Origin of the sequence: Streptomyces sp. L2 (assembly GCF_004124325.1) — a bacterium.
In the GTDB taxonomy this organism is placed as follows: domain Bacteria; phylum Actinomycetota; class Actinomycetes; order Streptomycetales; family Streptomycetaceae; genus Streptomyces.
On the sequence record NZ_QBDT01000001.1, the window covers coordinates 3,289,542 to 3,315,637 of the forward strand.

Below are 26,096 nucleotides of genomic sequence, written 5' to 3' on the forward strand. Positions count from 1 at the left end.
AGTACCCCCACGCAGGCCGGGTGGCAGCCGACCGGGCCGGGTGACTTCGAAGGGGCCGGCGCGGCTCCCGGCCGGGTCAGGTGACTCCTGACCGGGCCCGATCGACTCCGGACGGACCCGAGTGACTCCTGACACGGCCGGCCGACCCCCTGGACCGGCCGCCAGGACGCCACCCCGGCCGGTCGCACCCCCCGCACCTGGTAGGAACTCGGTGTGAGGCGGACGTACCCCTGATCCGGGCACTCCCGAATCCGCGCTACCCTACGGCCTGTAGGGTCAGCGTCTCACCCCGTCCTCCCCGTCCTCCGTCCCCTCCCTCAAGGTGACCGGTCACCATGCCCGCTCGACAGTCGACCCTGATCTCCCCTCAGGTTCCCGCCCAGCGCACCCCCCGCTCCCCCCGCCGCGCACCCGACCCCACGGCCGTCGTCCCGGCCGGCACCGGCACACTCCGGGCCCGGGCCGCCGCGGCCACCGTCTGGTACCTGCGCCTGCAGGCGGTGCTGAACATCGTCGCGGTGCTGTCCCTCCCGTTCCGCGAGGAGGTGCACGAGCACAACGCGGGCGAGTTCTTCACCCCCTACCTGGCCACCGCCGGCCTGGTCTCCGCCGCGCTCGCCCTGTTCCTCGCGGTCGTCATGCACCGCCGCAAACGCGCCGCGTGGGTCTTCAACCTGCTCCTCGCCGGACCGCTCTTCGGCCTCTACGTCATCGCGCTGACCCGCGGCTCCTACCGCGAGCACCCGTTCAACTGGCTCTCCGCGGCCCTCACCGGCCTGTTCGTCGCCGCCCTGCTGCTCGGCCGGCGCGAGTTCGACGCCCTCGGCGACCGCTCCAACCCGCGCCTGGCCCTCGCCGTCGGCGCCGGCGGCCTCCTCGTCGGCGGCACCCTCGGCACGCTGCTGGTCCGCGCCACCAACACGGTCCCCGGCGCCGGCCTCAAGGACGAGATCTCCTACACCCTGCTGCGCGGCATCAGCGTCGGACCGCTCGCCGACCGCGTCGACGCCGTCGACGCGCCCCGCTGGGTGGACGTCATCGTCAACCTCCTGACGGCCGCCGTCTTCGTCCTCGTCCTGCACGCCTGCTTCCGCGCCCCGCGCGGTGCCCGCCTGCTCGCCGCCGAGGACGAGGAGAGGCTGCGCGCCCTGCTGGACCGGCACGGCGAGCGCGACTCCCTCGGCTACTTCGCGCTGCGCCGCGACAAGTCGGTCATGTTCTCCCCGAGCGGCAAGGCCGCCGTCACCTACCGCGTCGTGGGCGGCGTCAGCCTCGCCTCCGGCGATCCCATCGGCGACCCCGAGGCGTGGCCCGGCGCCATCGACGCCTGGCTGGCCGAGGCCCGCCGGCACGCCTGGACCCCGGCCGTGATGGGCGCGAGCGAGGAGGCCGGCACGATCTACGGCCGGCACGGTCTCGACGCGCTGGAACTCGGCGACGAGGCCATCGTCGACCTCGCCGACTTCACCCTGGACGGCCGCGCCATGCGCGGCGTCCGCCAGGCCCACAACCGGGTCCGCCGCGCCGGATACACCGTCCGGATCCGCCGCCACGAGGACATCCCCGACGACGAGACGACCCTCCTCGTCGACCGTGCCGACCGCTGGCGCGACGGCACCACCGAACGCGGCTTCTCCATGGCGCTGGGCCGCCTCGGCGACACCTCCGACGGCCGCTGCGTGATGCTGGAGTGCCGCGACGCCGACGGCGAACCCCGCGCCCTGCTGTCCTTCGTCCCCTGGGGCGAGCACGGCCTGTCGCTGGACCTCATGCGGCGCGACCGGGCCTGCGAGAACGGCCTCATGGAGTACATGGTGGTCGAACTGCTTTTGCAGGCAGAGGAGTTGGGGATCCGCCGGGTCTCCCTCAACTTCGCGATGTTCCGCTCGGTCTTCGAACGCGGCTCCCGCCTCGGCGCCGGCCCGGTGCTGCGCCTGTGGCGCTCGACGCTCACCTTCTTCTCCCGCTGGTGGCAGATCGAGTCCCTCTACCGCGCCAACGCCAAGTACCGCCCGGTGTGGGAGCCCCGGTTCCTGCTGTTCGCCAAGACCGCCGACATCCCCCGCATCGGCCTGGCCAGCGCCCGCGCCGAGGGCTTCCTCACCCTCCCGGGACTGGGCGGACGGCCGTCACGGTCGTAGGCGCGCGCCAGAGTGCTACTTCGCGTGGCGCACGGCGTAGATCATCACGAACGCCACGATGTGGATGCCGAACAGGAAGTACCCCAGGAAGTACCAGACCCTGCGTTCGTCCTTGGTCTCCTGCGCGAGGCGCCTCTGCTCGAGCGAGTCCGGATCGACTGTCATCACGACTCCCGGTGGATCTTGGTGTTGGACGCCTGCGCGCGGGGGCGCAGGACCAGCAGGTCGACGTTGACGTGGCTGGGGCGGGTGACCGCCCAGGTGATCGTCTCGGCCACGTCGTCCGCGCTGAGCGGCTCCGCGACCCCCTGGTAGACCTTCTCCGCGCGCTCCGAGTCGCCGCCGAACCGGGTCAGCGCGAACTCGTCGGTCTTGACCATGCCGGGCGCGATCTCCACGACCCGGACCGGCTGCCCGACGATCTCCAGGCGCAGCGTCTCCGCGAGCACGTGCGAGCCGTGCTTGGCGGCGACGTAGCCGGCGCCGCCCTCGTAGGTGCCGTGGCCCGCCGTGGACGACACGACGACCACGACCCCGTCGCCGCTCGCCACCAGCTTCGGCAGCAGGGCCTGGGTGAGGTTGAGGGTGCCGATGACGTTCGTCTCGTACATCGTGCGCCAGTCCGCCGGGTCGCCGGTGGCCACCGGGTCGGCGCCGAGCGCGCCGCCCGCGTTGTTGACCAGGACGCCGATCGTCTTGAACGCGGTGGCGAACTCGTCCACCGCCGCGCGGTCCGTGACGTCCAGCTGGTATGCCGTCGCCGCGTGCCCCGCCGCGGTGATCTCCTCGGCCAGCGCCTCGATACGGTCCTTGCGGCGGGCGGTGAGGACGACCCGGTAGCCGGCCGCGGCGAGCTGCCGGGCCGTGGCGGCGCCGATGCCGCTGCTCGCGCCCGTGACGACGGCGATGCGGGACGGGGCGGCGGGGGCCATGTGCACTCCTGGGTTCGGGGCGGCGCCGGGGCGACGCGGGCTGGGCTGGACGGGGCCGCCCTCCAGCGTAAGCGAGCCTCAACCGCCACTCCTCGGCGCCCACATGATCACGGCCATGCCGGCCAGGCAGACCAGCGCTCCGGTGATGTCCCACCGGTCGGGCCGGTAGCCGTCGGCGACGACACCCCACAGGAGCGAGCCCGCCACGAAGACGCCGCCGTACGCGGCGAGGACGCGGCCGAAGTGGGCGTCCGGCTGGAACGTGGCGACGAAGCCGTACGCGCCGAGGGCAAGCACCCCGCCGGCCGCCCACAGCCAGCCCCGGTGCTCGCGTACGCCCTGCCAGACCAGCCAGGCCCCGCCGATCTCGAAGACGGCGGCGACGACGAACAGGGCGGCGGAGCGGAGGACCAGCGACATGGCGGCAGCTTCGCACGCGGGCGCCTGCGGCGGGCGGGCGCGTAGGAGGCGGGTTGCAGCCGGCACCCGGCAGCCCGAGGGGCAGGAGGCGGCGGGGGCACGGCAGGCGGCAAGCGGGCACCGCAAGCGGCAGGCGGGCGCGGCAGGCGGGCAGCAGCCCCAAGGCAGAGGGCGGCAGGCGGCACGGCCGGTCCACCGCCCCTCACCGGGCGCTGTCACCTGTTGGACGGCGCCTGCCGTGCCGTCCACGTGGCATACATCGGTACGGCACACGGATCAGGGACGTGCGGATGCGGAGGCGTGCAGTGGTGAGTGGCGTATCGATGCGGGCGCGGATCGGGATGGCGATGACCGGGGTGTGCGGAGCCGCGCTGGTGCTGGGCGGCATGGCCGCGGGACCCGCCACCGGAGCCGCCGGAGACACCGGCGCGGCCGGGCCCACCCCGTCCGCCACCCCGTCGGCCTCGGCCACCCCCGCGCCCCCCTCCGCCGACCTGGCCTTCCACGGCACCGCTGTGATGAAGGACGACCAGGTCGACGTGAAGGTCACCCCGAGCAACCTCGGACCCGCCGCCGTACCGGACGCGAGCGTGCGGCTGCGCTGGTCGGTGCCGCTGACCACCGACGCGCTGAAGCTGCCGGCCGGCTGTGCGCGGACCGACGAGCGGACGGTGGTCTGCGACACCGGGGCGATGGCCTCGGGCGGGGTCGAGGCGCAGATCCAGGTGTCGGTGCGGCTGAAGGACAAGGCGTCCCAGGTGACCCTGGAGGTCGGCACCGCCTGGAACGGCGGGGCGACCGACAAGGACCACACCAACGACCAGCTGAAGGTGCTCGTCCTGGCCACCGGCGACGCGTACGCCTTCTGACACCGGCCGGGCCCTTCTGACACCGGCCGGCCCCGCGCCGCCGTTTCCGCCGTCCCGTCGGGCCCCCGGCCCCGCAGGCCGCACCGTTCCCGTCGGACGCGTACGATCTCTGCACCACGCAGACGAAGGGGAGTACGGCATGCCCGGGAACGAGTCGGGGGCCGCGCGGTCCCGGCTGCTGGAGCGGCTCGGCACGGTGTCCCGGCGGTACATGGCGTCGTACGCCCTGTTCAACCAGGCCGTCGCCGACCGGATCGGCCTGCATCCGACCGACCTGCAGTGCCTGAACCTGCTGACGCTGGAGCGCGAGCCGGTCACCACGGGCCGGGTGGCCGAGCTGACGGGCCTGACCACGGGGTCGGCGACCCGGCTGGTGGACCGGCTGGAGCGGGCCGGGTACGTCGTACGGCGGCGGGACGAGGTGGACCGGCGGCGGGTGCTGGTGGCGACCGTGCCCGAGCGGATCGCCGAGTTCGGGCGGATGTGGGAGTCGCTGTCGGGCGACTGGTCCGCCCTGTTCGACGACCTCGACGACACCGAGCTGGCCACGATCGTCCGGCACATGGAGCGGACGGTGGACTTCAGCGGAACGCAGATCGCGCGACTGCGGGCCGGGGAGTAGCGCGCGCGGCTACGGACCGGGGAGTAGCACGGGCGACCGCGGGCCGGGAGTAGCGCGCGCGGCTACGGGCCGGGGCGGAGCACGGGCGACTGCGGGCCGGGAGTAGCGCGCGCGGCTACGGGCCGGGGCGGAGCACGGGCGACCGCGGGCCGGGAGTAGCGCGGGCGGACAGCCACCGGGAATAGCGCCGGGACGGGGTCGGTTCCCCAGGTGTAGTTGAAGAATCAACAACCTGGAGGATGAGCCGCCATGCAGTTCGGGATCTTCACGGTCGGCGACGTCACGCCGGACCCCACCACGGGCCGTACCCCGACCGAACACGAGCGGATCAAGGCCATGGTCGCCATCGCGCTCAAGGCCGAGGAGGTCGGCCTCGACGTCTTCGCCACCGGCGAGCACCACAACCCGCCGTTCGTGCCGTCGTCCCCGACCACCATGCTCGGCTACATAGCCGCCCGCACCGAGCGGCTGGTCCTCTCCACCTCCACCACCCTGATCACCACGAACGACCCGGTGAAGATCGCCGAGGACTTCGCGATGCTCCAGCACCTCGCCGACGGCCGGGTCGACCTCATGATGGGCCGCGGCAACACCGGCCCGGTCTACCCCTGGTTCGGCAAGGACATCCGCCAGGGCATCGACCTCGCCATCGAGAACTACGCCCTGCTGCACCGCCTGTGGCGCGAGGACGTCGTCACCTGGGAGGGCAAGTTCCGCACCCCGCTGCAGAGCTTCACCGCCACGCCCCGCCCGCTGGACGGCGTACCGCCGTTCGTCTGGCACGGCTCCATCCGCTCCCCCGAGATCGCCGAACAGGCCGCCTACTACGGCGACGGCTTCTTCCACAACAACATCTTCTGGCCCGCCGACCACACCAAGCGCATGGTCGAGCTGTACCGCACCCGCTACGCCCACTACGGGCACGGCACCCCCGAGCAGGCGATCGTCGGCCTCGGCGGCCAGGTGTTCATGCGGAAGAACTCCCAGGACGCGGTCCGCGAGTTCCGCCCCTACTTCGACGTCGCCCCGGTCTACGGCCACGGCCCCTCCCTGGAGGACTTCACCGAGCAGACCCCGCTCACCGTCGGCTCCCCGCAGCAGGTGATCGAGAAGACCCTGTCCTTCCGCAGTTACGCCGGCGACTACCAGCGCCAGCTGTTCCTGATGGACCACGCCGGACTGCCCCTGAAGACCGTGCTGGAGCAGCTCGACCTGCTCGGCGAGGAGGTCGTCCCGGTCCTGCGCGAGGAGTTCGCCGCCGGCCGCCCCGCCGGTGTCCCGGACGCCCCCACCCACGCCGCCCGCACCGCTTCCGCCGCCCAGGAGGTGAGCACCGTATGAACCTCGTCGTCGTCTCCGCGGGGCTGAGCGTGCCGTCCTCCACCCGGCTGCTGGCCGACCGGCTGGCCGCCGCCGTGGACCGGCACGTCCCGGCCCCCGCCCGGGTCCAGGTGATCGAGCTGCGCGACCTCGCCGTGGAGATCGCGCACGCCTTCACCAACGGCTTCCCCGGCCCGGCCCTGACCGCCGCGCAGGAAGCGGTGACGGCGGCCGACGGGCTGATCGTCGTCACCCCCGTCTTCACCGCCTCCTACAGCGGCCTGTTCAAGTCGTTCTTCGACGTCCTCGACCCGGACGCCCTCGCGGGCAAGCCGGTCCTCGTCGCCGCGACCGGCGGCACCGCCCGGCACTCCCTCGTCCTCGAACACGCCCTGCGCCCGCTCTTCGCCTACCTCAAGGCCGTCGTCGTGCCCACGGCCGTGTACGCCGCCTCGGAGGACTGGGGCGCTGAGGGCCTCGCCGACCGGATCGAACGGGCGGCCGGCGAGCTGGCCACGCTGATGGCGGGCCTGTCGGCGGCGGGGCCGGAGCCGGAGGGCGCTCCCGCACCCGATGAGCCCGGCCTGGTCCCCTTCGCCGAACACCTGGCCCGGCTCAGCGCCGCCTGAGCCGACGGCGGGAGGACGGTAGGCGGGCGCCCGGGGTTGCCCCTGTGACGGTGAGAGCCAGGTAAAAAGGGTGATCGTAGACCCGCCCGGCCCGGCCGAAGCACCGTCGGCCTTGGCAGACTGGGGACGTGCCCCAGAATGTGCTGCTCGCCGAAGACGACCGCGCCATCCGACATGCCCTGGAACGTGCCCTGACGCTGGAAGGCTACGAGGTCACCGCGGTCGCCGACGGCGTCGAGGCGCTGGCGCAGGCCCACCGCACCCCGCCCGACGTCCTCGTCCTGGACGTCATGATGCCCGGCATCGACGGCCTCCAGGTCTGCCGGGTGCTGCGCGCCGAGGGCAACCGCACCCCCATCCTCATGCTCACCGCCCTCGTCGAGACCGCCGACCGCATCGCCGGGCTCGACGCGGGCGCCGACGACTACGTCCTCAAGCCCTTCGACGTCGAAGAGGTCTTCGCCCGGCTGCGCGCCCTGCTGCGCCGCACCTCCCCCGTCACCGCGGGCAGCGGCGCCGCCCCCGGACCGGGCACGGACCCGGCCCGCGACGCCACCGCCCCCGCCTCCGCCCCCGACCGGCAGATCGAGGCCGCCGGCATCCGCATGGACCTCCAGGCCCGCCGCGCCTGGCGCCGCACCCGCGAACTGGAGCTGACCCGCACCGAGTTCGAGCTGCTGGAACTGCTCGTCCGCAACGCCGAGATCGTCCTCGACCACTCCACCATCTACGACCGCATCTGGGGCTACGACTTCGGCCCCGGCTCCAAGAACCTCGCCGTGTACGTCGGCTACCTGCGCCGCAAGCTCGACGAACCCGGCGCCCCGCAGCTGATCCACACCGTGCGAGGCGTGGGTTACGTGCTGCGGGAGGACTGAGTGCGCGGGCTGCGCGGGCTGCGCCGGCCGCTGGCCCGACGCCGGCCCGAGCTGGTCTCGCTGCGCACCACCTTCGCCGTGTCCTTCGCGGCCGTCACCGCCGCCGTCACGATCCTCGTCGGCATCCTGTCGTACAGCTCGGCCGCCCGGCTCGTCCGCGTCGACCAGCAGTCCGTGTTCACCCAGGTCGTGCAGGACGTGCAGGACGAGGTGCGGCAGCAGGAGATGTCCCCGGCGGACTTCTCCTCCTCCAGCCCCGGCCACGACGTCGTACGGCCCGCCCGCACCGACGTCCAGGTGCTCGGCGCGCGCGGCGAGGTCGCCGACCACGGCAGCCCCGTACTGCCCGTCACCGCCCACGACCGATCCGTGGCCCGCGCCGGAGCGGCCGGGAAACTCGCCGAGCACAAGGACGTGCGGGTCGGCGACGACCTCTTCCGCATCGCCACCGTCTCCCTCGGCGACGGACGCGGGGCGGTCCAGGTCGCGCAGGAGTTCAGCGACACCGAGGACCTGCTGCGGGCGCTGCAGCAGCGGACCCTCATCCTCATGTCGGCGGTGGTCGTCGCCGCCGGGCTGTTCGGCTGGTGGCTGGCCCGGCGCATCACCCGCCGCCTGCGCGTCCTCACCTCGGCCGCCGAGGACGTCGCCCGCACCCGGCAACTGGGCATCGAGGTGCCCGTCGCCGGACTCGACGAGGTCGGCCGCCTCGGCCGCGCCTTCGACCGCATGCTCGGCCGGCTCGCCCAGTCCGAGGAGGACCAGCGGCGCCTGGTGCAGGACGCCGGCCACGAACTCCGTACGCCGCTCACCTCCCTGCGCACCAACATCTCGCTGCTGCGCCGCATCGACGAACTGCCCCCGGCGACCCGCGAGGACCTGGTCGCCGACCTCAGCCAGGAGGCCCGCGAACTCACCGACCTGGTCAACGAGCTCGTCGACCTCGCCGCCGGGCAGTCCGACGCGGAGCCGCCGCAGCGGGTGGACGTGGCCGACATCGCCGAGGACGTCGTGGGCCTCGCCAAACGCCGTACCGGACGCGACATCGTCCTGCGCACCAGCGGCGACACGAGCGCCGACGGCCGCCCCGGCATGCTGCAGCGGGCCATCTCCAACCTCGTCGAGAACGCGGCCAAGTTCGACCGCGACGGGCAGGCGCCCATCGAGGTCGTCGTCACCGGCCTCGCCCGCCCGGGCATGGTCCGCGTCGAGGTCCTCGACCGCGGCCCCGGCATCGCCGAACCCGACCTGATCCGCATCTTCGACCGCTTCTACCGGGCCACCGACGCCCGCTCCCTCCCCGGCTCCGGCCTCGGCCTCTCCATCGTCCGCGAGGTGGCCCTGGCCCACGCCGGCGCCCCCTTCGCCTCCGCCCGCCCCGGCGGCGGCGCCATCATCGGCTTCACCCTGGGCGGCTTCCACGGAGCGACCCGGGGCAGGGACGCAGCCCTGCCCCGGGCCTGACCGGCAAGGAAGCGGAGGCTTCCCCACGGCTGAACGCGAGGCGACCGGGGGACTCTCACGTCAGCCCTTGACGCACACCACCTGCTTGAGCTTGGCCACCACCTCGACCAGATCCCGCTGTTGGTCCATGACCTGCTCGATCGGCTTGTAGGCGCCCGGGATCTCGTCCACGACGCCCGAGTCCTTGCGGCACTCCACGCCCTGGGTCTGCTCCGCCAGGTCCTTCGCCGAGAAGCGCCGCTTGGCCGCGCCGCGGCTCATGCGCCGGCCGGCACCGTGGGAGGCCGAGTTGAATGCCTTCTCGTTGCCAAGGCCCTTCACGATGTACGTCGCCGTGCCCATCGACCCCGGGATGATGCCGAGGTCACCTGCACCCGCCCTGATCGCGCCCTTTCGGGTCACCAGCAGGTCCATTCCCTCGTAGCGCTCCTCAGCGACGTAGTTGTGGTGACAACTGACCTCCGCCTCGAAGGTCGGCCTGGCCTTCTTGAACTCCTTGCGGATCACGTCCTTGTAGAGCGCCATCATGAGCGTGCGGTTGTACTTGGCGTACTCCTGCGCCCAGTAGAGGTCATTCCGGTACGCGGCCATCTGTGGAGTGTCCGAGACGAAGACGGCGAGATCGCGATCGACCAGCCCCTGGTTGTGCGGAAGCTTCTGGGCCACACCGATGTGGAATTCCGCCAGTTCCTTGCCGATGTTCCGGGACCCGGAGTGCAGCGTGAGCCAGATCGCACCCTCTTCATCGAACGACAGTTCGATGTAGTGATTTCCCGCGCCAAGTGTCCCCATTTGCCGGATCGCACGCCCCTGACGGAACTTCACCGCGTCCGCGACCCCGTCGAACCGCCCCCAGAAGTCGTCCCAGCCCGCCGTGGGCAGGGCGTGGAAGTCGCCCGGGTCGACCGGGTCGTCGTGCATGCCGCGGCCCACCGGGATCGCCTGCTCGATCTTCGAGCGCAGTCGGGACAGGTCGCCGGGGAGGTCGTTGGCGGTCAGGGAGGTGCGCACCGCCGACATGCCGCAGCCGATGTCCACGCCGACCGCGGCCGGACACACCGCGCCGCGCATGGCGATGACCGAGCCGACCGTCGCCCCCTTGCCGTAGTGGACGTCCGGCATGACGGCCAGGCCCTTGATCCAGGGCAGGGTGGCGACGTTCTGGAGCTGGCGCAGGGCGCCGTCCTCGACCGACGCCGGATCGGTCCACATACGGATCGGAACCCGCGCGCCCGGCATCTCCACGTACGACATGACGTCCTCTTCTCCCCCGGTGACATGACAACAGCACAACAAACAAGACAAGTTCAGCAAATGGATGGAAAGCAGCAAAACGCAAAAGGTGCGACAAAGCCGGGCAGACAGGACAAGGGACCGGCGTTCACAGCGGTGCGTGCGGTACACATTGTGTCCAGGGGGCGCCCCGCCACGGCAAGCGAATAACCTGCGGGGACACTGGAGTACCGAGCAGAGCGACACCGTCGAGAGGGAGCCAGAACCGTGCAGCGGAAGGCGTACGTAACCGGCACCGCCGCCCTCCTCGCGGCCCTGCTGGCCGGCTGCACCAGCGGTTCCGGTGGCGGCAGTCCGACGGACGACGCCAACCCCGGCGACGCCGGTACGGCGACGACCGCGGCCCAGCCCGGCAAGTACAGCACGCTCCCCGAACCCTGCCGTGCCGTCGACCACGACACCCTCGACTCCCTGCTCCCCGGCATCCAGCAGATCACCGACCCGGACCAGCGGGACAAGGCCTACCAGGGCGAGGCCACGCTCACCTACGACACCGACCGCCAGGTGGGCTGCCGCTGGAAGGTCGACTCCGCCGATGCCACGGACCGGCTGTCCGTCGACATGGAGCGCGTGGTGTCGTACGACAACACGGTCAGCGACGACGACGAGGCGCAGAAGCTGTTCACGCAGAAGGAGACGGCCGCCGACCTCCCGGAGCCGAGCGCGTCGTCCACGGCCGGCGCCACCAGTGCGACCACCGGTGCGACCACCGGTGCCGCCAGCGGCACGGCCTCCACGTCCGGCAAGCCGAGCGGCGGCCCCTCGGGCCCCTCTGGAACCTCCTCGCCGTCCGGCTCCCCGTCGGGCACTCCGGCCGACCTCCAGCCGCGCACGCTCTCCGGTCTCGGTGACGAGGCGTATCTGGACGACCAGCTCGGCGGCTCCGGTTCGACGGCCGAACAGCGGACGGTGACTGTGGTGTTCCGCACGTCGAACGTCATCGTCACCATCCAGTACGAGGAGCAGCCGACGGCCACGGGAACGGTCCCGGACAGCAAGGAAATGCAGGACAGGGCCGGTAATCTGGCCTCTCAACTGGCGGACGCACTGGGCGGCTGACCGCCCCGCGGGCCCCTCCCGCGCCCTCTCCCAAAGCTCGGGAACAGAAAACGCACGGCCCTCTCACCGCGTACGGTGGCCCCGCAGGAACCCGCACGAACACCGAGCGTCACGAGTGAAGGAACCATGCAGCGAGCAGCCCAGCGAGCCGACCGTCCGCATGCACAGCGAGCCAGGCGTCTTCGCCGCGCCCTTGTCTGCGCGGTCGCCGTCCCCGCCGTCCTGATCACCGCCGCGTGCTCCTCCGACTCCGGCGACGGCAAGGCGAAGGGGGACTCCGCGAGCTCGCAGAGCAGCACGGGCGGCAGCGGTTCGAAGCAGCCCTCGGCCTCGCCGTCCGTGCGGGCGGCCGCGTACAAGACGCTTCCCGAGGCGTGCTCGGTGCTGTCGAAGAAGTCCCTCACCGATCTGGTGCCCAAGGGTGTGAAGTCGGGCAAGGAGGGCGCGACGGACGATGTCGCCACGCGCGCCTCGTGCCACTGGAGCAGCCTGGACAACAACGGCGTCAAGGGCTCCCAGTTCCGCTGGCTGAACGTCTCCCTCCTCCGCTTCGACTCCGACACGGCCCGCGGTTCCGGCGAGAACCAGGCGCACGCCTACTACAGCCGGCAGGTCAAGGACGCCCAGAGCGTCGACGGGGCGAAGGGCGCCAAGTCGGAGCCGGTCTCCGGTGCGGGTGACGAGGCGACGGCGGTGCGCTACGACCTGAAGAAGAAGGAAGGCAAATTCAAGCAGCAGACGGTCGTGGCCCGGGTCGAGAACGTCGTCGTGACCCTGGACTACAACGGCGCCGGTCTCGCGGGCGAGAAGACCCCCGACGCGGACGACCTGACGAAGGCCGCCGAGAAGGCCGTCAAGGAGGTCGTGGAGTCGGTGAAGTCCGCCAACGGGCAGGGGGCGAAGCCGAGTTCGCCGGCCAAGTCCAGCGCGTCGCCCTCCAAGCCGGCGTCGAAGTCACCGTCCCCGAAGACGTCCGCGAAGGCCTCCGCCAAGGCATCGGCCAAGGCGACCCCTTCCAAGTCCGCCGCCAAGAAGAGCTGACCCAAGCTCCGGCCGACACCACGTTCGCCGCACACGTGTGCCACTCTGTTGCGCGCAACAACACGCAAGGGGAGGGGAGTACGAGTGGCCGGGCCACTGCAGCTGACCCGCTTGCACCGCGTTCTCATCGGCGTGGTGGTGAGCGGGGCCATGATCATCGCCGGTATCGGCTTCGCCGGCTCGTACGCGGCCGTCCGTGAGCTGGCCATCCAGAAGGGCTTCGGGAACTTCTCCTACGTGTTCCCGGTCGGCATCGACGCGGGCATCTGCGTCCTGCTCGCCCTCGACCTGCTCCTGACCTGGATCCGCATCCCCTTCCCGCTCCTGCGGCAGACGGCCTGGCTCCTCACGGCGGCGACGATCGCCTTCAACGGCGCCGCCGCCTGGCCCGACCCCCTCGGCGTCGGCATGCACGCCGTCATCCCCATCCTCTTCGTCGTCTCCGTCGAAGCGGCCCGCCACGCCATCGGCCGCATCGCCGACATCACCGCCGACAAACACATGGAAGGAGTCCGCCTCACCCGCTGGCTCCTCTCCCCCGTCCCCACCTTCCTGCTCTGGCGCCGCATGAAGCTCTGGGAACTGCGCTCCTACGACCAGGTCATCAAGCTGGAGCAGGAACGTCTCGTCTACCAGGCCCGCCTCCGCTCCCGCTTCGGCCGCGCCTGGCGCCGCAAAGCCCCCGTCGAATCCCTCATGCCCCTCCGCCTGGCCCGCTACGGCGTCCCCCTGGCGGAAACAGCCCCGGCTGGCCTGGCAGCGGCAGGCATCGAACCGCAAGTGATCCCGGCGATCGACGCCGCAGCCGCGGGCAATCGTGCCGCTGGGGCGGCACGGGTGGGCGCGGCAGCACCTCTCAGCGAGCAGCGCCCCCAACTCCCCGGCCAGCAGAACACCGGGCATCCCGTGAACCCCGGCCACCCGAACCCGGATGCCCCCGACGAGCAGAGCCCCTGGTTCCAGACCCCCCGCGAGATCGACTACCACGGCGGCTACGACCCCACCTTCGACCCGGCCCCCGAACCCCAGTACGCCCCCGAAGAGGAGTACGGCGACTGGTACGAGGGCTACGAGGACCAGGCACCCCCTCCGGAGGAGACCGGCAGCTTCCCCATCCCGGTCGGCCCCAACCGCACCCGCGAACTCGGCGAGGGCGGCGGCGTCCCGGAGCCGGACATGGACAGCTACTACCAGGTCTTCCGCCAGTCGATCACCGACAGCGGCGTGCCGACGCCGGGCCAGTTCCTCGACAACATAGAGGCCGAGTTCGGCATCTCCCTGCCCGAGCCCGAGGCCAAGCGCATGGTCCTGGACTTCACGGCCCGCCTGAACGCGGAGCTGGAGGAAGACCACATCGCCTGAGCGCGCGGACACGAAAAGGGGGCCCTCCGCCACGGAAGGCCCCCTTTCCCCGTGCCTGGGGGGTGTCGCGCCCTACTCCCCGAGCAGGGCCCGCACCCTCTCCTGCCCCACCGCGAGCAGCAGCGTGGGCAGGCGCGGGCCGGTGTCGCGGCCGACGAGCAGGTGGTACAGCAGGGCGAAGAACGTCCGCTGGGCCGTCTTGATCTCGGGCGGGAGCTCCTTGGGCGTGGCGTCGGCCGGGAAGCCGGCCTGGACCTTCGGGACGCCGTACACGAGGTGGGTCAGGCCGTCGAGCGACCAGTGCTCGGCGAGGCCGTCGAGCAGCAGCCGTACCGACTGCTGGGAGGGCTCGTCGAGGGACTTCAGCAGGTCGGTGTCGGGCTCGTCCCGCACGATGGTCCGCTGGTCGGCGGGTACGTGGTGGTTGATCCACGCCTCGGCCTTGTCGTAGCGGGGCCGGACCTCGGCGAGGGAGGCGAGCGGCTGCTCCGGGTCCAGCTCGGAGAGGATCCGCAGCGCCTGGTCCTCGTGGCCGGCGGTGATGTCGGCGACGGAGGCGAGCGTGCGGTACGGCATCGGGCGGGGCGTCTTCGGCAGCTCGCCGGCGGCCGTGCCGACGGCACGCGTGTACGCGGCGACGTCACCCGGCAGGGCGGAGCCTCCCCCAGTGCTTGATGCCTGGGAGGTGCCCCCAGCGACCTTCCCCACCAGCTTGTCCCACTCGTCGTAGAGCCGCTGGATCTCCTGGTCGAAGGCGATCTTGAAGGACTGGTTGGGCCGGCGGCGGGCGTACAGCCAGCGCAGGATCTGCGGCTCCATGATCTTTAGCGCGTCCCCGGGGGTGGGGACGCCGCCGCGCGACGACGACATCTTGGCCATGCCGCTGATGCCCACGAACGCGTACATCGGGCCGATGGGCTGCTTGCCGTCGAAGATCCCGACGATCTGCCCGCCGACCTGGAAGGAGGAGCCGGGCGAGGAGTGGTCGACACCGGAGGGCTCGAAGATCACACCCTCGTAGGCCCAGCGCATCGGCCAGTCGACCTTCCAGACCAGCTTGCCGCGGTTGAACTCGGTCAGCCGGACGGTCTCGGTGAAGCCGCAGGCGGTGCAGGTGTACGACAGCTCGGTGGTGTCGTCGTCGTACGAGGTGACGGTGGTCAGGTCCTTCTCGCAGTTGCCGCAGTACGGCTTGTACGGGAAGTACCCGGCCGTGGAGCTGCCGTCGTCCTCGGACGCGGCGCCCGAACCCTCGGCGGCCTCCAGCTCGGCCTCGTCGACCGGCTTCTGCTGCTGCTTCTTCGCCGGTGCCTTCTTGGTGCGGTACTGGGCGAGGATCGCGTCGATGTCACCGCGGTGCTTCATCGCGTGCAGGACCTGCTCGCGGTAGGCGCCCGAGGTGTACTGCGCGGTCTGGCTGATGCCGTCGAACTCCACGCCCAGCTCGGCCAGCGACTCGGTCATCGCGGCCTTGAAGTGCTCGGCCCAGTTCGGGTACGCCGAGCCCTTGGGGGCGGGCACGGAGGTCAGCGGCTTGCCGATGTGCTCGGCCCAGGACTCGTCGACGCCGGGGACGCCCGCGGGGACCTTGCGGTAGCGGTCGTAGTCGTCCCAGGAGATCAGGTGGCGGACCTGGTGTCCGCGGCGGCGGACCTCGTCGGCGACCAGGTGCGGGGTCATCACCTCGCGCAGGTTGCCCAGGTGGATCGGTCCGGACGGGGACAGCCCGGACGCCACGACGACGGGTTTGCCCGGGGCTCGGCGCTCCGACTCCTCGATGACGTCATCCGCGAAACGGGAGACCCAGTCGGCGGTCTCGGTGCTCTGAGCCACGATCGGCACGTCCTTCTTTCTGAACGCTGAACGCTTCGGAAACTGGTGACGGTCCCATTCTCCCAGACCACCCCGTGACCGGGAAAACCGCTTTGCCCCCCGTGGGATACTGGCCGGGTCTATCCATCCCCACGAGGAGAACGGCACCCCTTCCTATGGCCTCGGTCACGTCCCTCAGCGATTCCGTCCAGCAGCGCCTCGCGTCCGCCCTCTCGGCCACCCTGCCGGAGGCCGCCGACGCCGACCCGCTGCTGCGACGTAGCGACCGGGCGGACTTCCAGGCCAACGGGATCCTGGCGCTCGCCAAGAAGGCCAAGGCGAACCCGCGGGAACTGGCGGCCCAGGTCGTGGCGCGGGTGGAGTCGGGTGACGTGATCCGGGAGATCGAGGTCTCCGGCCCGGGCTTCCTCAACCTGACGATCGCCGACCGGGCGATCACGGCGAACCTGGCCGCGCGGTACGCGGACGACACCGGCCGGCTCGGTGTGCCGTTCGCGGCGGACCCGGGCACGACGGTGATCGACTACGCGCAGCCGAACGTGGCGAAGGAGATGCACGTCGGTCACCTCCGCTCGGCGGTGATCGGTGACGCGGTCGTACAGCTGCTGGAGTTCACCGGCGAGACGGTCGTGCGCCGGCACCACATCGGCGACTGGGGCACCCAGTTCGGCATGCTCATCCAGTACCTGGACGAGCACCCGCACGAGCTGGACCACAAGGCGTCCGGCGCGGTGAGCGGCGAGGAGGCGATGTCGAACCTCGACCGCCTCTACAAGGCCGCGCGCCGCCTGTTCGACTCCGACGAGGAGTTCAAGACGCGGGCCAGGCGCCGGGTGGTCGACCTCCAGGCGGGTGAGCCGAAGACCCTCGCGATGTGGCAGAAGTTCGTCGACGAGTCGAAGATCTACTTCTTCTCCGTCTTCGAGAAGCTGGACATGGAGATCCGGGACCCCGACATCGTCGGCGAGTCCGGCTACAACGACATGCTGGCCGAGACGTGCCGCCTGCTGGAGGAGTCCGGTGTCGCGGTCCGCTCCGAGGGCGCGCTGTGCGTCTTCTTCGACGACATCAAGGGCCCGGAGGGCAACCCGGTCCCGCTGATCGTCCAGAAGTCCGACGGCGGCTACGGCTACGCGGCCACCGACCTCTCCGCGATCCGCGACCGCGTCTTCAACCTGAAGGCCAACACGCTGCTCTACGTCGTGGACGCCCGCCAGGCCCTGCACTTCCGGATGGTCTTCGAGACCGCCCGCCGGGCCGGCTGGCTGAACGACGACGTGACGGCGTTCCAGCTGGCGTTCGGCACGGTCCTCGGCAAGGACGGCAAGCCGTTCAAGACGCGTGAGGGCGAGACGGTCAAGCTGGTCGACCTCCTCGACGAGGCGATCGACCGCGCGTCGGCCGTCGTCCGGGAGAAGGCACAGGACCTGTCGGAGGCGGAGATCGCCGAGCGGGGCACCCAGGTGGGCATCGGCGCGGTGAAGTACGCGGACCTGTCGACGTCCGCGAACCGCGACTACAAGTTCGACCTGGACCAGATGGTCTCCCTCCACGGCGACACGTCCGTGTACCTCCAGTACGCGTACGCCCGCATCCAGTCCATCCTGCGCAAGGCCGGTGAGGTACGGCCCGCCGCGCACCCGGAGCTGGAACTGCACGAGGCGGAGCGCGCGCTCGGCCTGCACGCTGACTCCTTCGCGGAGACGGTCGCGGAGGCGGCGACGGACTACGCCCCGCACAAGCTGGCGGCCTACCTCTACCAACTGGCGTCCCTGTACACGTCGTTCTACGACAAGTGCCCGGTCCTCAAGGCCGAGACGCCGGCCCAGGTGGAGAACCGCCTCTTCCTGTGCGACGTAACGGCCCGCACGCTGCAGCGGGGGATGGCCCTGCTGGGCATCCGGACGCCGGAGAAGCTGTAGCTTCCCGTCGACGGGGCTCGCCCTGAACGTCGCTCCCTACCGGGGGGCGGCGTGGGCTGCGTCCACGGCCGGGCGTCGTCAAGTGACCGTGGGGCCACTCGCTTCTTCGGCCAGTGTCGGGCTGCCCCACGGCCACCATTCAGTTCGGGTCGGCCCGGCCAACGGCGTTGTCAGTGGCTGCCCTTACAGTCGGCGGCATGGCGACTCTTCCCAATCCGCTGCCCAGGCTGGCCACTGACCCCAGTGGTCGTTCCGTCGGGCTCCAGCTTCCGCCCGGCAGGCTGGTCGGGGTGCCCGGCCGCGAACCCGTGCTGTGGCACGCGGAGAAGCAGGCGGCGCCCGGGACCTGGCGGGCCCTGGGCATACCGGCCGGCCGTGCGGGGCTGCTTCCGCTCCTGGTGGACCTCGACGGGCCCCAGGGCGGCCCCGCCTTCTGGGAGTTGGCGCCCGACGAGATGTCGTACCCGGGGGACCACGACGCCGAGGAGGTCCTCGCCGAGTACTGGGAGGACGAGGCCGGTGCGGGCCCAGCGGAGACGGTCGAGCCGTTCCGCGCCGACTGGCCCGGCCTCGCGCCCTCCCCCGCCCTCGCCGCCGACCCGGACGTCCGCGCCGCCCAGGCCGCCGACGCGCTGTCGGACGGCACGTCCTCCTGGTTCACCGAGCCGCACCTGGCCCTGGTCCCGGCCCGCCGCTCCGCCGACATACCGGCGGCGATCGGCTGGACGGGACCCGTCAACTACGACGACGACGTGGCCCGGCTCTGCGCCGTACTGCGCTCCTGGGAGGACCGCTTCGGTATACGCGTGGTGGGCCTCGGCCTCGACACCCTCACGCTCTCCGTCGCCGCCCCGCCGACCACGCTCACCGAGGCGGAGGCGGTGGCGGCCGAGCACTTCGCGTTCTGCCCGGACAACATCACCCAGACCGCCCCGGGCAATCTGGGCAGTTACGCGAAGGACCTGATCGCCGCCCCCACCTGGTCCTTCTGGTGGGACTGACCCCTCACCAGTCGATGGCGTCGTCCATCGACTGCTGCCAGTACGTCACCTTGAGCGTGTCGTCGATGTAGACACCCTTCGCGGGCAGCGCGGGGTGCGCGGCCTTGCCGGCGTTCCAGTCACCGGAGCGGCCCTGGAAGTACACGGTGAGGGACTTCACGGTGTGGCCGTAGGAGCCGCTGCCGTCGGCGGAGGACAGGTTCACGGAGGCGTACCCGGACTCCCCGGGGTCGAGCGTGACGACGGCCTGGGGGTGCGAGTCGTCGATGACCGGCGGCACGGCCTGCGCCCCGGTGAAGCGGAGGGCCGGGTAGCCGTACAGGTAGCAGGTCCTGCTGCCGGTGTTGGTGACGGTCAGCAGCATGTGGTTGACGGGCCGGTTGAGCGGGGCGGCGACCATCTTGGTGGTCGAGCCCTCACAGGTCACCGGCTTGTTCGATCCCGTGCTGCCGCCCGTTCCGCCGCCTGTGCCGCCCGTGTGCCGCGCGGGGGCCGGGGTCGGCTTGGCACCGGCGCCCGAGGAGCCCTTGGCGCCGGAGGACGTGGAGGAGCCGGACGTGCCCGCGGCGGCCGTGCCCTTCGATGCAGAGGCCGGCGTCGAGGCTGACGTCGACGTCGGCGGAGTGGCCTGGGAGTCGCCCCCGGTGGACGCGGACGCGGAGGCCGCCGTGGACGAGCCCTCGTCGACCGTGCCCGTTCCGTCGTTGCAGGCGGTCAGGGAGAGCGCGGCGAGTGCGACGGTCGCCGCGGCGGTCAGGACACGGGTGCGGGAGTTCCGGATACCGGCCATGGTGGTGGTGCCCCTTCGGTGTTCGGGTCGGGTTGGTGCTTGGATGATCCGAAGCCTGTGGGGTGATCCGTCCCAGCCGGTACCCGTGGCCGGCACTTGGGGACACTGGAACACTCGAACGGCGTTTGACCAGGGGGAATACAGCGCGCCTGGAACGCGCGAATGGGACACCGGGGGATGGAGGAACGGGTGCCGGAGACCACAGGACCCGAGGAGACGGAGGCGTTCGCCCGGCTGCTGCGGGAGCTGAAGGACCGCTCGGGACTCAGTTACGGAACGCTGGCCAAGCGGCTCCACATGAGTACGTCGACGCTGCACCGCTACTGCAACGGCGCTGCCGTACCGGCCGATTACGCCCCTGTGGAGCGCCTCGCGCGGGTCTGCCGGGCCACGCCGCAGGAGCTGGTGGAGCTGCACCGCAACTGGATCCTCGCGGACGCGGCACGGGGCCGCACCCCGGAGCGGCCGGCGGCGCCGAGGAGCGGCGAGACGACCACCACCGCCGCCGGAACCGACGTGGAAGTGGACGCCGAAGCCGGGGCCGGCCCACAGCCAGAGGCCCCGAACGCGTCCCCGCACCCGACCGAGGGCCCGCACCCGAGCGTGGCCCCGCTCCCCGACGTAGGCCCCCTTTCCGGTGACGTACCGCCCCCGCCCCCGCCCTCATCCCCGGCCCGCCGTCGGCGCCGTACCGCGCTGATCGCCTCCGCCGCGCTGGCCACGGTGGCGGCGGTCGTCGGTGCCGTCGTCCTGGCCGTGAATCCGCCGGGCGGTGGGCACCGGAGTACCGCGGACGGCCGGGTGGCCGTCGGAGCCACCGCGGCAGGGGTGGGCCACCCGAAGGCGTCCCCCTCCGCCTCGCGGTCCGCGAGCCCCTCTCCGAGCGGGGCGGACCGGAGCCGCGAGCCGTCCGCGCCGGCGTCGGCGTCCGCTCCCGGCTCACGCGGATCGGCTCCCCACACCCGCGGGCACGGCACCGGCACGGGTGCCGTACCGCTGACGGTGGGCGTCCGCCCCTACGTCTACGACAGTCCGTGCAGCCAGCACTTCCTGGTGGACAGCGAGCCCGCGCAGGTCGGCCCGCCGGCGGGCGAGCAGGACGCCCGGCGCTGGGCCGGCGCGTACGGCGCCGTCTCGTCCGGGGAGCAGCGGATCGCCCTGACCGTGCAGGGCACGGGCGCGGACACGGTCGTCCTGGAGGCGCTGCACGTGCGCTTCCTCTCCAAGGGCGCGCCGCTGGCCTGGAACGACTACTCGATGGGCGTGGGCTGCGGGGGCGGTGTCGACAGCGAGTCGTTCGACGTCGACCTGGACGACGGCAGTCCCGCGGTCACCGTGAAGAACGGCCAGCGGGACTTCCCGTACAAGGTCAGCGAGTCGGATCCGGAGGTCTTCTACGTCACCGCGCACAGCAAGGCGCACGACGTCCGCTGGGACCTCTCGTTGGAGTGGTCCAGCGGGAGCAGGCACGGCACGGTGCACATCGACAACGACGGCGTCCCGTTCCGTACGAGCGCCGATGTGGACCGGCCGGGCTACGACTACCCGCTGGGCGGCGGCGAGTGGATCAAGCGGGAGGAGTGACGGCGGCGAGTCCCCGGCGCAGCCGGCGCAGTCCCTCGGTGATCTCGTCGGGGGTCTGGGTGACGAAGCAGAGGCGGAGGGTGGAGCGGTCGGGGTCGCCGGCGTAGAAGGGCGCGCCGGGGACGTAGGCGACGTCCTCCTTCACGACCCGGGGCAGCAGGTCCGTCGTGTCGTACGACCGCGGCAGGCGGGCCCAGAGGAACATGCCGCCCTCGGGGCGGGTCCAGGTCGCCCCCTCGGGGAGGGCGCCGGGCAGCCCGGCGAGCATGGCGTCGCGGCGTTCGCCGTAGACGGCGCGCACGCGGGCGACGTGGGCGTCCAGGCCGCTCAAGTAGCGGGCGGCGGCGAGTTGGTTGAGTGTGGGGGTGTGCAGGTCGACGGCCTGCTTGGCGACGGCGCAGGCCCGCCGTAGTGCGGCGGGTGCCCGCATCCAGCCGAGGCGCAGGCCGGGGGCCATGATCTTGGAGAAGGAGCCGAGGAGGACCACCCGGTCCTCGGCGCCGGGGAGGGTGGCGATCCAGGGGACGCGGTCGCCGTCGTAGCGTAGGTCGCCGTAGGGGTCGTCCTCGACGATCCACAGTCCCTCGCGGGCGGCGACGGCGGCGACGGCCTCGCGGCGCGCCGCGGGCATCGTGCGTCCGGTGGGGTTCTGGAAGGTGGGGACGAGGTAGAGCAGCTTGGGCCGCTCGCGCCGGACCAGTTCGGCGAGGGCGGCCGGATCGACGCCGTCCTCGTCCCCCGGCACGGCGACGACGCGGGCCCCCGCCAGGCCGAACACCTGAAGTGCCGCCAGATAGCAGGGGCTTTCGACGAGCACGGTGTCGCCGGGTTCGAGGAGGGCGGTGGCGAGCAGGGACAGCGCCTGCTGTGAGCCGGTGGTGACGAGGAGGTCGTCGGCGGAGGTGGACAGTCCCTGCGCGGTGACGCGTGCGGCGAGTCCGGCCCGCAGTACGGGTTCGCCCTCGGTGGTGGAGTACTGCAGCGCCCGCTCCGGCGTCTCCTCCAGCACGCCCCGGAAGGCGGCGGCTATCCCCTCGCGGTCGAACAACTCGGGCGCGGGCAGCCCGCCGGCGAAGTTGATCACCTCGGGCCGCGCGGTCACCGCGAGGATGTCCCGCACGGGCGAGCCCCCCACCGCCCGGGCACGGGCGGCGAGGGGCGGAAGCGGCACGCGGGTCGTCGGCGCGTTCTCGGCAACGGTCATGGCGCGGCTCTCCTCGTGCTGTCACGGGACGTCATCTGCCCCGCCAGCCTAGGGAGTCGTGTGCCGCCTACACGGACCGTTCCGGGATCCGGACCGCCGGAGTGGGCCCTCAGACGAGCGCCGGGGCTTCCTTCGGGTTCGGGCCGTACTTGTTCGGGCCGGCCTCGCCCTCGGTGGCGGAGAACACCAGGAGGACGATGGGACCGACGAGCGGGACGATCCCGAGGAGGATCCACCATCCGGAACGGCCGGTGTCGTGCAGCCGGCGCACGGTGACGCCCCAGCCGGGGAGCAGCAGCGCGAGCACCGGAAGGGCGATGAGGGCGGGCATCTTGGCGGCGACGCCGATGCCCAGCACCACGGCGTAGATGATCGAGTAGAAGAGCACGAACATCCAGTACTCCTTGCGGCGCGCGCGGCCGCTGAACACGGCGTACTTCTTCAGCGCTTCGAGGAACCAGCTCATGAGACCCCCAGGGCTCGGCGTTCGGCCGGTCCGGTCGGAGCAGGCCAGGCGCAGAGATTAAGGGTTTGGCGAGTACGCGTCACTCATGTTGCAACGCGTCTCAAACGTCGATTTCCAGACGGATCCGCCCAGTTCACGGAGCATCCCGGGACGAACCCGGCGAGCATCCCGGAATCGATCCCGTTCCGTTGCCGAACCGACAGCACACCGCGCCCGTTTCGTCGCCGTTCCGGTACGGGAAGGAGCCCTGACCGTGTCCGACAGCGCGGCTTCCCGACGTTGGCACGACGTCAGTTCCCGAACGGCATGCCGCCCCTGTGAAAGGCGAACAGGTAGGACCCGGCGATGAACAGCGCGATCAGCAGGCCCGGAATCCGCGCGAGTTGCCTGGCCGCACCCTTGACCAGAGACCGCACAGCGGCCGGGACGATCGCCACGCCGCCGGCGACGAGGACGTACCAGGCGACCGCTTCTCCGGCGTCGACCGGGACGAGGAAGGCGATGGTGTCGGCCAGCAGCCCGATCAGGGCCGGCACCGCCCACCAGACGTTGTCGGTCGTCCTGGCCTTTGCTTCTTGGGTCTGAGTACTCATGTCTCCTCGTGTGCTGCCCTGGCGCAATGGCCCCCGCGTCGGGCAGCGGCGGGGGCGGTCAGATCATCGCATCGGCCGGCTTACACGTGGTGGTAGACCCAGGTGATGACCTCCCAGATGGTGGCGGCGGAGGAGTAGAAGCCGCTGCCCTTCAGCACCCACTTGACGGGGCTGTACCACTTCATGTTGTCGATCTCGCGGCGGATGTACGCGACACCCTTGGTCTTGCCGAGCTGGTAGGCCTTCTTGCCGTTCTTGACGAGCCACTGCCAGGCCGGCTTCGACTTCTTGACCAGCGTAATGATCTTGCCGACGCTGACGCCCTTGGCGACCACCGAGGAGCCCTTGACCTCAGCGCTGGTGGCCACCCCGTTGCTGGTGAGGTTGTGGGCAATGGCTCGGGCCTGGGCGTTGTTGTCGGCCTTGATGACCTGGGTGGTGGCGGTGGCCCGGCCGGCCGTGTCGTGCTGAGTGGCGGCCTGGGCGGTGGTGCCGGCCAGACCTATGACGGTCGCGGCGACCGCGGATGCTGCGGTCAGGCGCAGTTTGTTGTTCACTGGGTACTCCCATGTCGCTTGCGGACACGGGGCATTCACCGCTGGAACGGTGAACCCCCCTGTACGCCCGGGCCATCGGGCGTACAGGGATCATCTTCGTCAGGCCGCGCCTCAACGGGTATTGGATCTTTGGGCATAGAACTTTAGGGCCGGCCGGACACCTGGTTCCACCAGGTCAGGTTGCCGGGTGAGCGTGAACACGCCGCGCCCGAGGAACGCCGGACCGGTGGTCGCGGTCTAGAGTCCCGGGCCTCCCGCGAGGGGGGTCGCACTGCGGCGCGTGGCAGCGGGCGTCTTGCCGCCCGGTCGGCCACGCCGATTTTTTGTGTCCTGAACGAGGTGTTGATGAGCGACATAGTTGTTCAGGTGCGCGGACTGACGCGTGCCTTCGGGAAGAAACAGGTGCTGGACGGGGTGTCGATGGATCTGCGCGCGGGATCCGTCACGGGGTTCGTCGGCTCGAACGGCGCCGGTAAGACGACGACCCTCCGTGCCATGCTCGGCCTGCTGCCGAGTGAGGGCCAGACGCTGTTCCTCGGCCGCCCGCTCCTCGCCTGGAAGGCGCCGTCCCGTGTCGTGGGGGCGGCATTCGGCGGCGTGGGAGGCCACCCGAAGCACCGCGTGCGGGATCACCTTCGGATGGTCGCCGCGGGCGCTGGTGTGCCTGACGCGCGCGTCGACGAGGTACTGGAGCGGGTGGGCATGCGTGAAGCCGCAACGGCTCGGCTGGCCTCGCTCTCGCTCGGCATGTCACAGCGGGTCGGGCTGGCTCAGGCTCTGCTGGGTTCACCACGCGTGTTGATCCTGGACGAGCCCGCCAACGGTCTCGACCCGCATGCGATCCGCTGGCTCCGCGACTTCCTGCGCACCCTGGCGGATGCCGGTACGGCCGTGCTGGTGTCCAGTCATCTGCTGGCCGAGATGCAGCAGATGGCCGACCGCGTCGCGGTCCTGTCCCAGGGGCGGATCGTCTCCGAGGCATCCATGAGCGATCTCCTGGCCCGTGCCGACAGCCAGGCGGTGGTACAGGTGCAACTGGCGCCCGACGACGTGCGGAAGCTGGCAGCGCTGACGAGCCGGCATGACATCCGGTTGCGCCAGACCGGGCCCGACACCGCGGACATCACCGGGGTGAACCGGGAAAGGCTGGCCCGGCTGTGCCTCGGCGACGGCATTCCGCTGTTCCTGCTGACCGAGACCAGGCCCACCCTCGAAGACTTCTACCTGACGATCGCACGCGAGGAGTTCAAGATCGCATGAGCAGCGCCGTATTCATCGAGGGGGACGCCGGCCTCACCCCGCCGGGCCGAGAGGTGTGGGGGCGTGCTTGCCGATACGAACTGCGGCACCTGGTCGCGCTGCGTTCCACGTGGATCCTGCTCGGAATCGTCGCTCTGCTCGCGGTGTGGCCGCCCGTCGCGGCACCGTTCATCGTCGAGTCCTCCAAGGACATGACTGATCCCGCGCTGGTGGACTCGCTGCAGTGGTCACCCGGTCTGACGCAGATGCCAGTACTCGGCTTCTATCTGATGGTCCTGGGGACCGGTCCGGTCTCGGCGGAGTTGATGCGCGGCGCGGCTCGCACCACCTGGCTGACTGCACCTTCCCGCAGTCATGCGTTCTGGTCGAAGTGCCTCGTGGGCGCGGCCATAGGCGTGGTCGTGTCCGTGGCCACGGCAGTGCTGGAGGTCGGCGGTCTGTCGGTGGTCGCTGCGGCCAAGGGTGTCCATCAGCCGCTGTGGGGCCAATTGGGCGCCGCGACACTGCGACTGGCGGTGTGGATGGCGTGCTGGATGGTGCTGTGCACGTCGGTGTCGGCACTCGTGCGCAACCGGGTCGGCCCCGTGCTGGTGCTCTTCCTGGTGCCCGCGCTCGGAGAGCGAATCATCATGGCCCTGTCCGGCCAGGTTCCCGGTCTCGACCTGTCGGCGGTCGGTGATTGGCTGCCGTTCGCGGCGGGCCGGGCCATGCTGTCCGACGGGGCCACCCATCACGGGATCCTGGCGGGCCTGGTGTTCGGCGCCTTCACGGCCGTGGTGGCTGCGGCTGGACATGCCGCCTATGTGCGGCGGGCCGGCTGACTCACCGTCACGATGGACGGGAGGGCACTCGGGGA

At 71.4% G+C, this 26,096-nt stretch carries 25 protein-coding genes; 15 read left to right on the forward strand and 10 right to left on the reverse strand.

Annotation, left to right across the window (positions count from 1 at the left end; genetic code table 11):
• Window positions 1-335: 335 nt before the first annotated feature.
• Entirely contained in the window at window positions 336-2,141 is a 1,806-nt protein-coding gene (locus DBP14_RS14185) for a phosphatidylglycerol lysyltransferase domain-containing protein (protein ID WP_129307580.1), read from the forward strand.
• Window positions 2,142-2,156: 15 nt separating this feature from the next.
• On the opposite strand, the gene DBP14_RS36040 is transcribed toward DBP14_RS14185, so the two are convergent.
• From DBP14_RS36040 to DBP14_RS14195, 3 genes are all read right to left on the reverse strand, one after another.
• A complete protein-coding gene (locus DBP14_RS36040) occupies window positions 2,157-2,306 on the reverse strand; it encodes a hypothetical protein (RefSeq protein WP_164992329.1) in 150 nt (49 codons plus the stop codon).
• Window positions 2,306-3,073 (reverse strand): SDR family NAD(P)-dependent oxidoreductase, encoded by a 768-nt coding sequence (locus tag DBP14_RS14190; protein WP_129307581.1) that lies wholly within the window; start codon window positions 3,071-3,073, stop codon window positions 2,306-2,308. Before DBP14_RS14190 ends, DBP14_RS36040 begins: the two co-directional genes overlap by 1 nt.
• 78 nt (window positions 3,074-3,151) lie before the next feature.
• Entirely contained in the window at window positions 3,152-3,493 is a 342-nt protein-coding gene (locus tag DBP14_RS14195) for a YnfA family protein (RefSeq protein WP_129307582.1), read from the reverse strand.
• Between the two features lie 308 nt (window positions 3,494-3,801).
• Here DBP14_RS14195 and DBP14_RS14200 point away from each other — a divergent pair, with 308 nt between their 5' ends.
• The 6 genes from DBP14_RS14200 to DBP14_RS14225 all read left to right on the forward strand — a co-directional run bounded on the left by DBP14_RS14200 (window position 3,802) and on the right by DBP14_RS14225 (window position 9,275).
• Entirely contained in the window at window positions 3,802-4,362 is a 561-nt protein-coding gene (locus tag DBP14_RS14200) for a hypothetical protein (protein WP_241740908.1), read from the forward strand.
• A 139-nt stretch (window positions 4,363-4,501) separates the two neighbouring features.
• Window positions 4,502-4,984, forward strand: coding sequence for a MarR family winged helix-turn-helix transcriptional regulator (locus DBP14_RS14205; RefSeq protein ID WP_129307583.1), 483 nt, complete (start codon window positions 4,502-4,504; stop codon window positions 4,982-4,984).
• Between the two features lie 249 nt (window positions 4,985-5,233).
• Window positions 5,234-6,325 carry an LLM class flavin-dependent oxidoreductase gene (locus tag DBP14_RS14210; RefSeq protein ID WP_129307584.1) on the forward strand — a complete coding sequence of 364 codons (1,092 nt, stop codon included), beginning with the start codon at window positions 5,234-5,236 and terminating at the stop codon, window positions 6,323-6,325.
• Window positions 6,322-6,933, forward strand: a complete 612-nt coding sequence (locus DBP14_RS14215; RefSeq protein ID WP_129307585.1) for an FMN reductase — start codon at window positions 6,322-6,324, stop codon at window positions 6,931-6,933. Before DBP14_RS14210 ends, DBP14_RS14215 begins: the two co-directional genes overlap by 4 nt.
• Window positions 6,934-7,061: 128 nt before the next feature.
• Complete coding sequence (locus tag DBP14_RS14220; protein ID WP_129307586.1) at window positions 7,062-7,811, forward strand: response regulator transcription factor; 750 nt, start codon at window positions 7,062-7,064, stop codon at window positions 7,809-7,811.
• 9 nt (window positions 7,812-7,820) lie between these two features.
• Window positions 7,821-9,275 carry an ATP-binding protein gene (locus tag DBP14_RS14225; RefSeq protein ID WP_129311853.1) on the forward strand — a complete coding sequence of 485 codons (1,455 nt, stop codon included), beginning with the start codon at window positions 7,821-7,823 and terminating at the stop codon, window positions 9,273-9,275.
• Window positions 9,276-9,335: 60 nt separating this feature from the next.
• Here the strand turns inward: DBP14_RS14225 and DBP14_RS14230 are convergent, their stop codons facing one another.
• Window positions 9,336-10,529, reverse strand: a complete 1,194-nt coding sequence (locus DBP14_RS14230; RefSeq protein WP_129307587.1) for an RtcB family protein — start codon at window positions 10,527-10,529, stop codon at window positions 9,336-9,338.
• A gap of 246 nt (window positions 10,530-10,775) precedes the next feature.
• Here DBP14_RS14230 and DBP14_RS14235 point away from each other — a divergent pair, with 246 nt between their 5' ends.
• The 3 genes from DBP14_RS14235 (at window position 10,776) to DBP14_RS14245 (ending at window position 14,030) form a co-directional block, all read left to right on the forward strand.
• Window positions 10,776-11,627, forward strand: coding sequence for a DUF3558 domain-containing protein (locus DBP14_RS14235; RefSeq protein WP_129307588.1), 852 nt, complete (start codon window positions 10,776-10,778; stop codon window positions 11,625-11,627).
• 126 nt (window positions 11,628-11,753) lie between these two features.
• Window positions 11,754-12,668 carry a DUF3558 family protein gene (locus DBP14_RS14240; RefSeq protein ID WP_129307589.1) on the forward strand — a complete coding sequence of 305 codons (915 nt, stop codon included), beginning with the start codon at window positions 11,754-11,756 and terminating at the stop codon, window positions 12,666-12,668.
• Window positions 12,669-12,752: 84 nt separating this feature from the next.
• Complete coding sequence (locus DBP14_RS14245) at window positions 12,753-14,030, forward strand: DUF2637 domain-containing protein (RefSeq protein ID WP_241740909.1); 1,278 nt, start codon at window positions 12,753-12,755, stop codon at window positions 14,028-14,030.
• A 72-nt stretch (window positions 14,031-14,102) separates the two neighbouring features.
• Here DBP14_RS14245 and lysS read toward each other — a convergent pair whose 3' ends face one another.
• Entirely contained in the window at window positions 14,103-15,872 is a 1,770-nt protein-coding gene (gene lysS, locus DBP14_RS14250; RefSeq protein ID WP_129307590.1) for a lysine--tRNA ligase, read from the reverse strand.
• Between the two features lie 146 nt (window positions 15,873-16,018).
• On the opposite strand from lysS, the gene argS reads away from it, so the two are divergent.
• Complete coding sequence (argS, locus tag DBP14_RS14255) at window positions 16,019-17,785, forward strand: arginine--tRNA ligase (RefSeq protein ID WP_129307591.1); 1,767 nt, start codon at window positions 16,019-16,021, stop codon at window positions 17,783-17,785.
• A gap of 197 nt (window positions 17,786-17,982) precedes the next feature.
• Window positions 17,983-18,786 carry a DUF4253 domain-containing protein gene (locus DBP14_RS14260; RefSeq protein ID WP_129307592.1) on the forward strand — a complete coding sequence of 268 codons (804 nt, stop codon included), beginning with the start codon at window positions 17,983-17,985 and terminating at the stop codon, window positions 18,784-18,786.
• Window positions 18,787-18,790: 4 nt separating this feature from the next.
• Here the strand turns inward: DBP14_RS14260 and DBP14_RS14265 are convergent, their stop codons facing one another.
• Complete coding sequence (locus tag DBP14_RS14265; RefSeq protein ID WP_129307593.1) at window positions 18,791-19,576, reverse strand: DUF4232 domain-containing protein; 786 nt, start codon at window positions 19,574-19,576, stop codon at window positions 18,791-18,793.
• Between the two features lie 177 nt (window positions 19,577-19,753).
• Here DBP14_RS14265 and DBP14_RS14270 point away from each other — a divergent pair, with 177 nt between their 5' ends.
• A complete protein-coding gene (locus tag DBP14_RS14270; RefSeq protein ID WP_129311855.1) occupies window positions 19,754-21,160 on the forward strand; it encodes a helix-turn-helix transcriptional regulator in 1,407 nt (468 codons plus the stop codon).
• On the opposite strand, the gene DBP14_RS14275 is transcribed toward DBP14_RS14270, so the two are convergent.
• The 4 genes from DBP14_RS14275 to DBP14_RS14290 form a co-directional block, all read right to left on the reverse strand.
• On the reverse strand, window positions 21,144-22,364 hold the full coding sequence (locus DBP14_RS14275) for a PLP-dependent aminotransferase family protein (RefSeq protein ID WP_129307594.1): 1,221 nt from the start codon (window positions 22,362-22,364) through the stop codon (window positions 21,144-21,146). The genes DBP14_RS14270 and DBP14_RS14275 overlap by 17 nt on opposite strands.
• Before the next feature lie 109 nt (window positions 22,365-22,473).
• Complete coding sequence (locus tag DBP14_RS14280; protein WP_129307595.1) at window positions 22,474-22,830, reverse strand: DUF805 domain-containing protein; 357 nt, start codon at window positions 22,828-22,830, stop codon at window positions 22,474-22,476.
• Between the two features lie 290 nt (window positions 22,831-23,120).
• Entirely contained in the window at window positions 23,121-23,423 is a 303-nt protein-coding gene (locus DBP14_RS14285) for a hypothetical protein (protein WP_129307596.1), read from the reverse strand.
• Between the two features lie 80 nt (window positions 23,424-23,503).
• The gene (locus DBP14_RS14290) at window positions 23,504-23,980 is read right to left on the reverse strand and encodes a hypothetical protein (RefSeq protein ID WP_129307597.1); all 477 of its coding nucleotides are present in this window, start codon (window positions 23,978-23,980) and stop codon (window positions 23,504-23,506) included.
• A gap of 345 nt (window positions 23,981-24,325) precedes the next feature.
• On the opposite strand from DBP14_RS14290, the gene DBP14_RS14295 reads away from it, so the two are divergent.
• Both DBP14_RS14295 and DBP14_RS14300 read left to right on the forward strand, forming a co-directional pair.
• Window positions 24,326-25,240, forward strand: coding sequence for an ATP-binding cassette domain-containing protein (locus tag DBP14_RS14295; RefSeq protein WP_129307598.1), 915 nt, complete (start codon window positions 24,326-24,328; stop codon window positions 25,238-25,240).
• A complete protein-coding gene (locus DBP14_RS14300; protein WP_129307599.1) occupies window positions 25,237-26,061 on the forward strand; it encodes a hypothetical protein in 825 nt (274 codons plus the stop codon). Before DBP14_RS14295 ends, DBP14_RS14300 begins: the two co-directional genes overlap by 4 nt.
• Window positions 26,062-26,096: the final 35 nt, after the last annotated feature.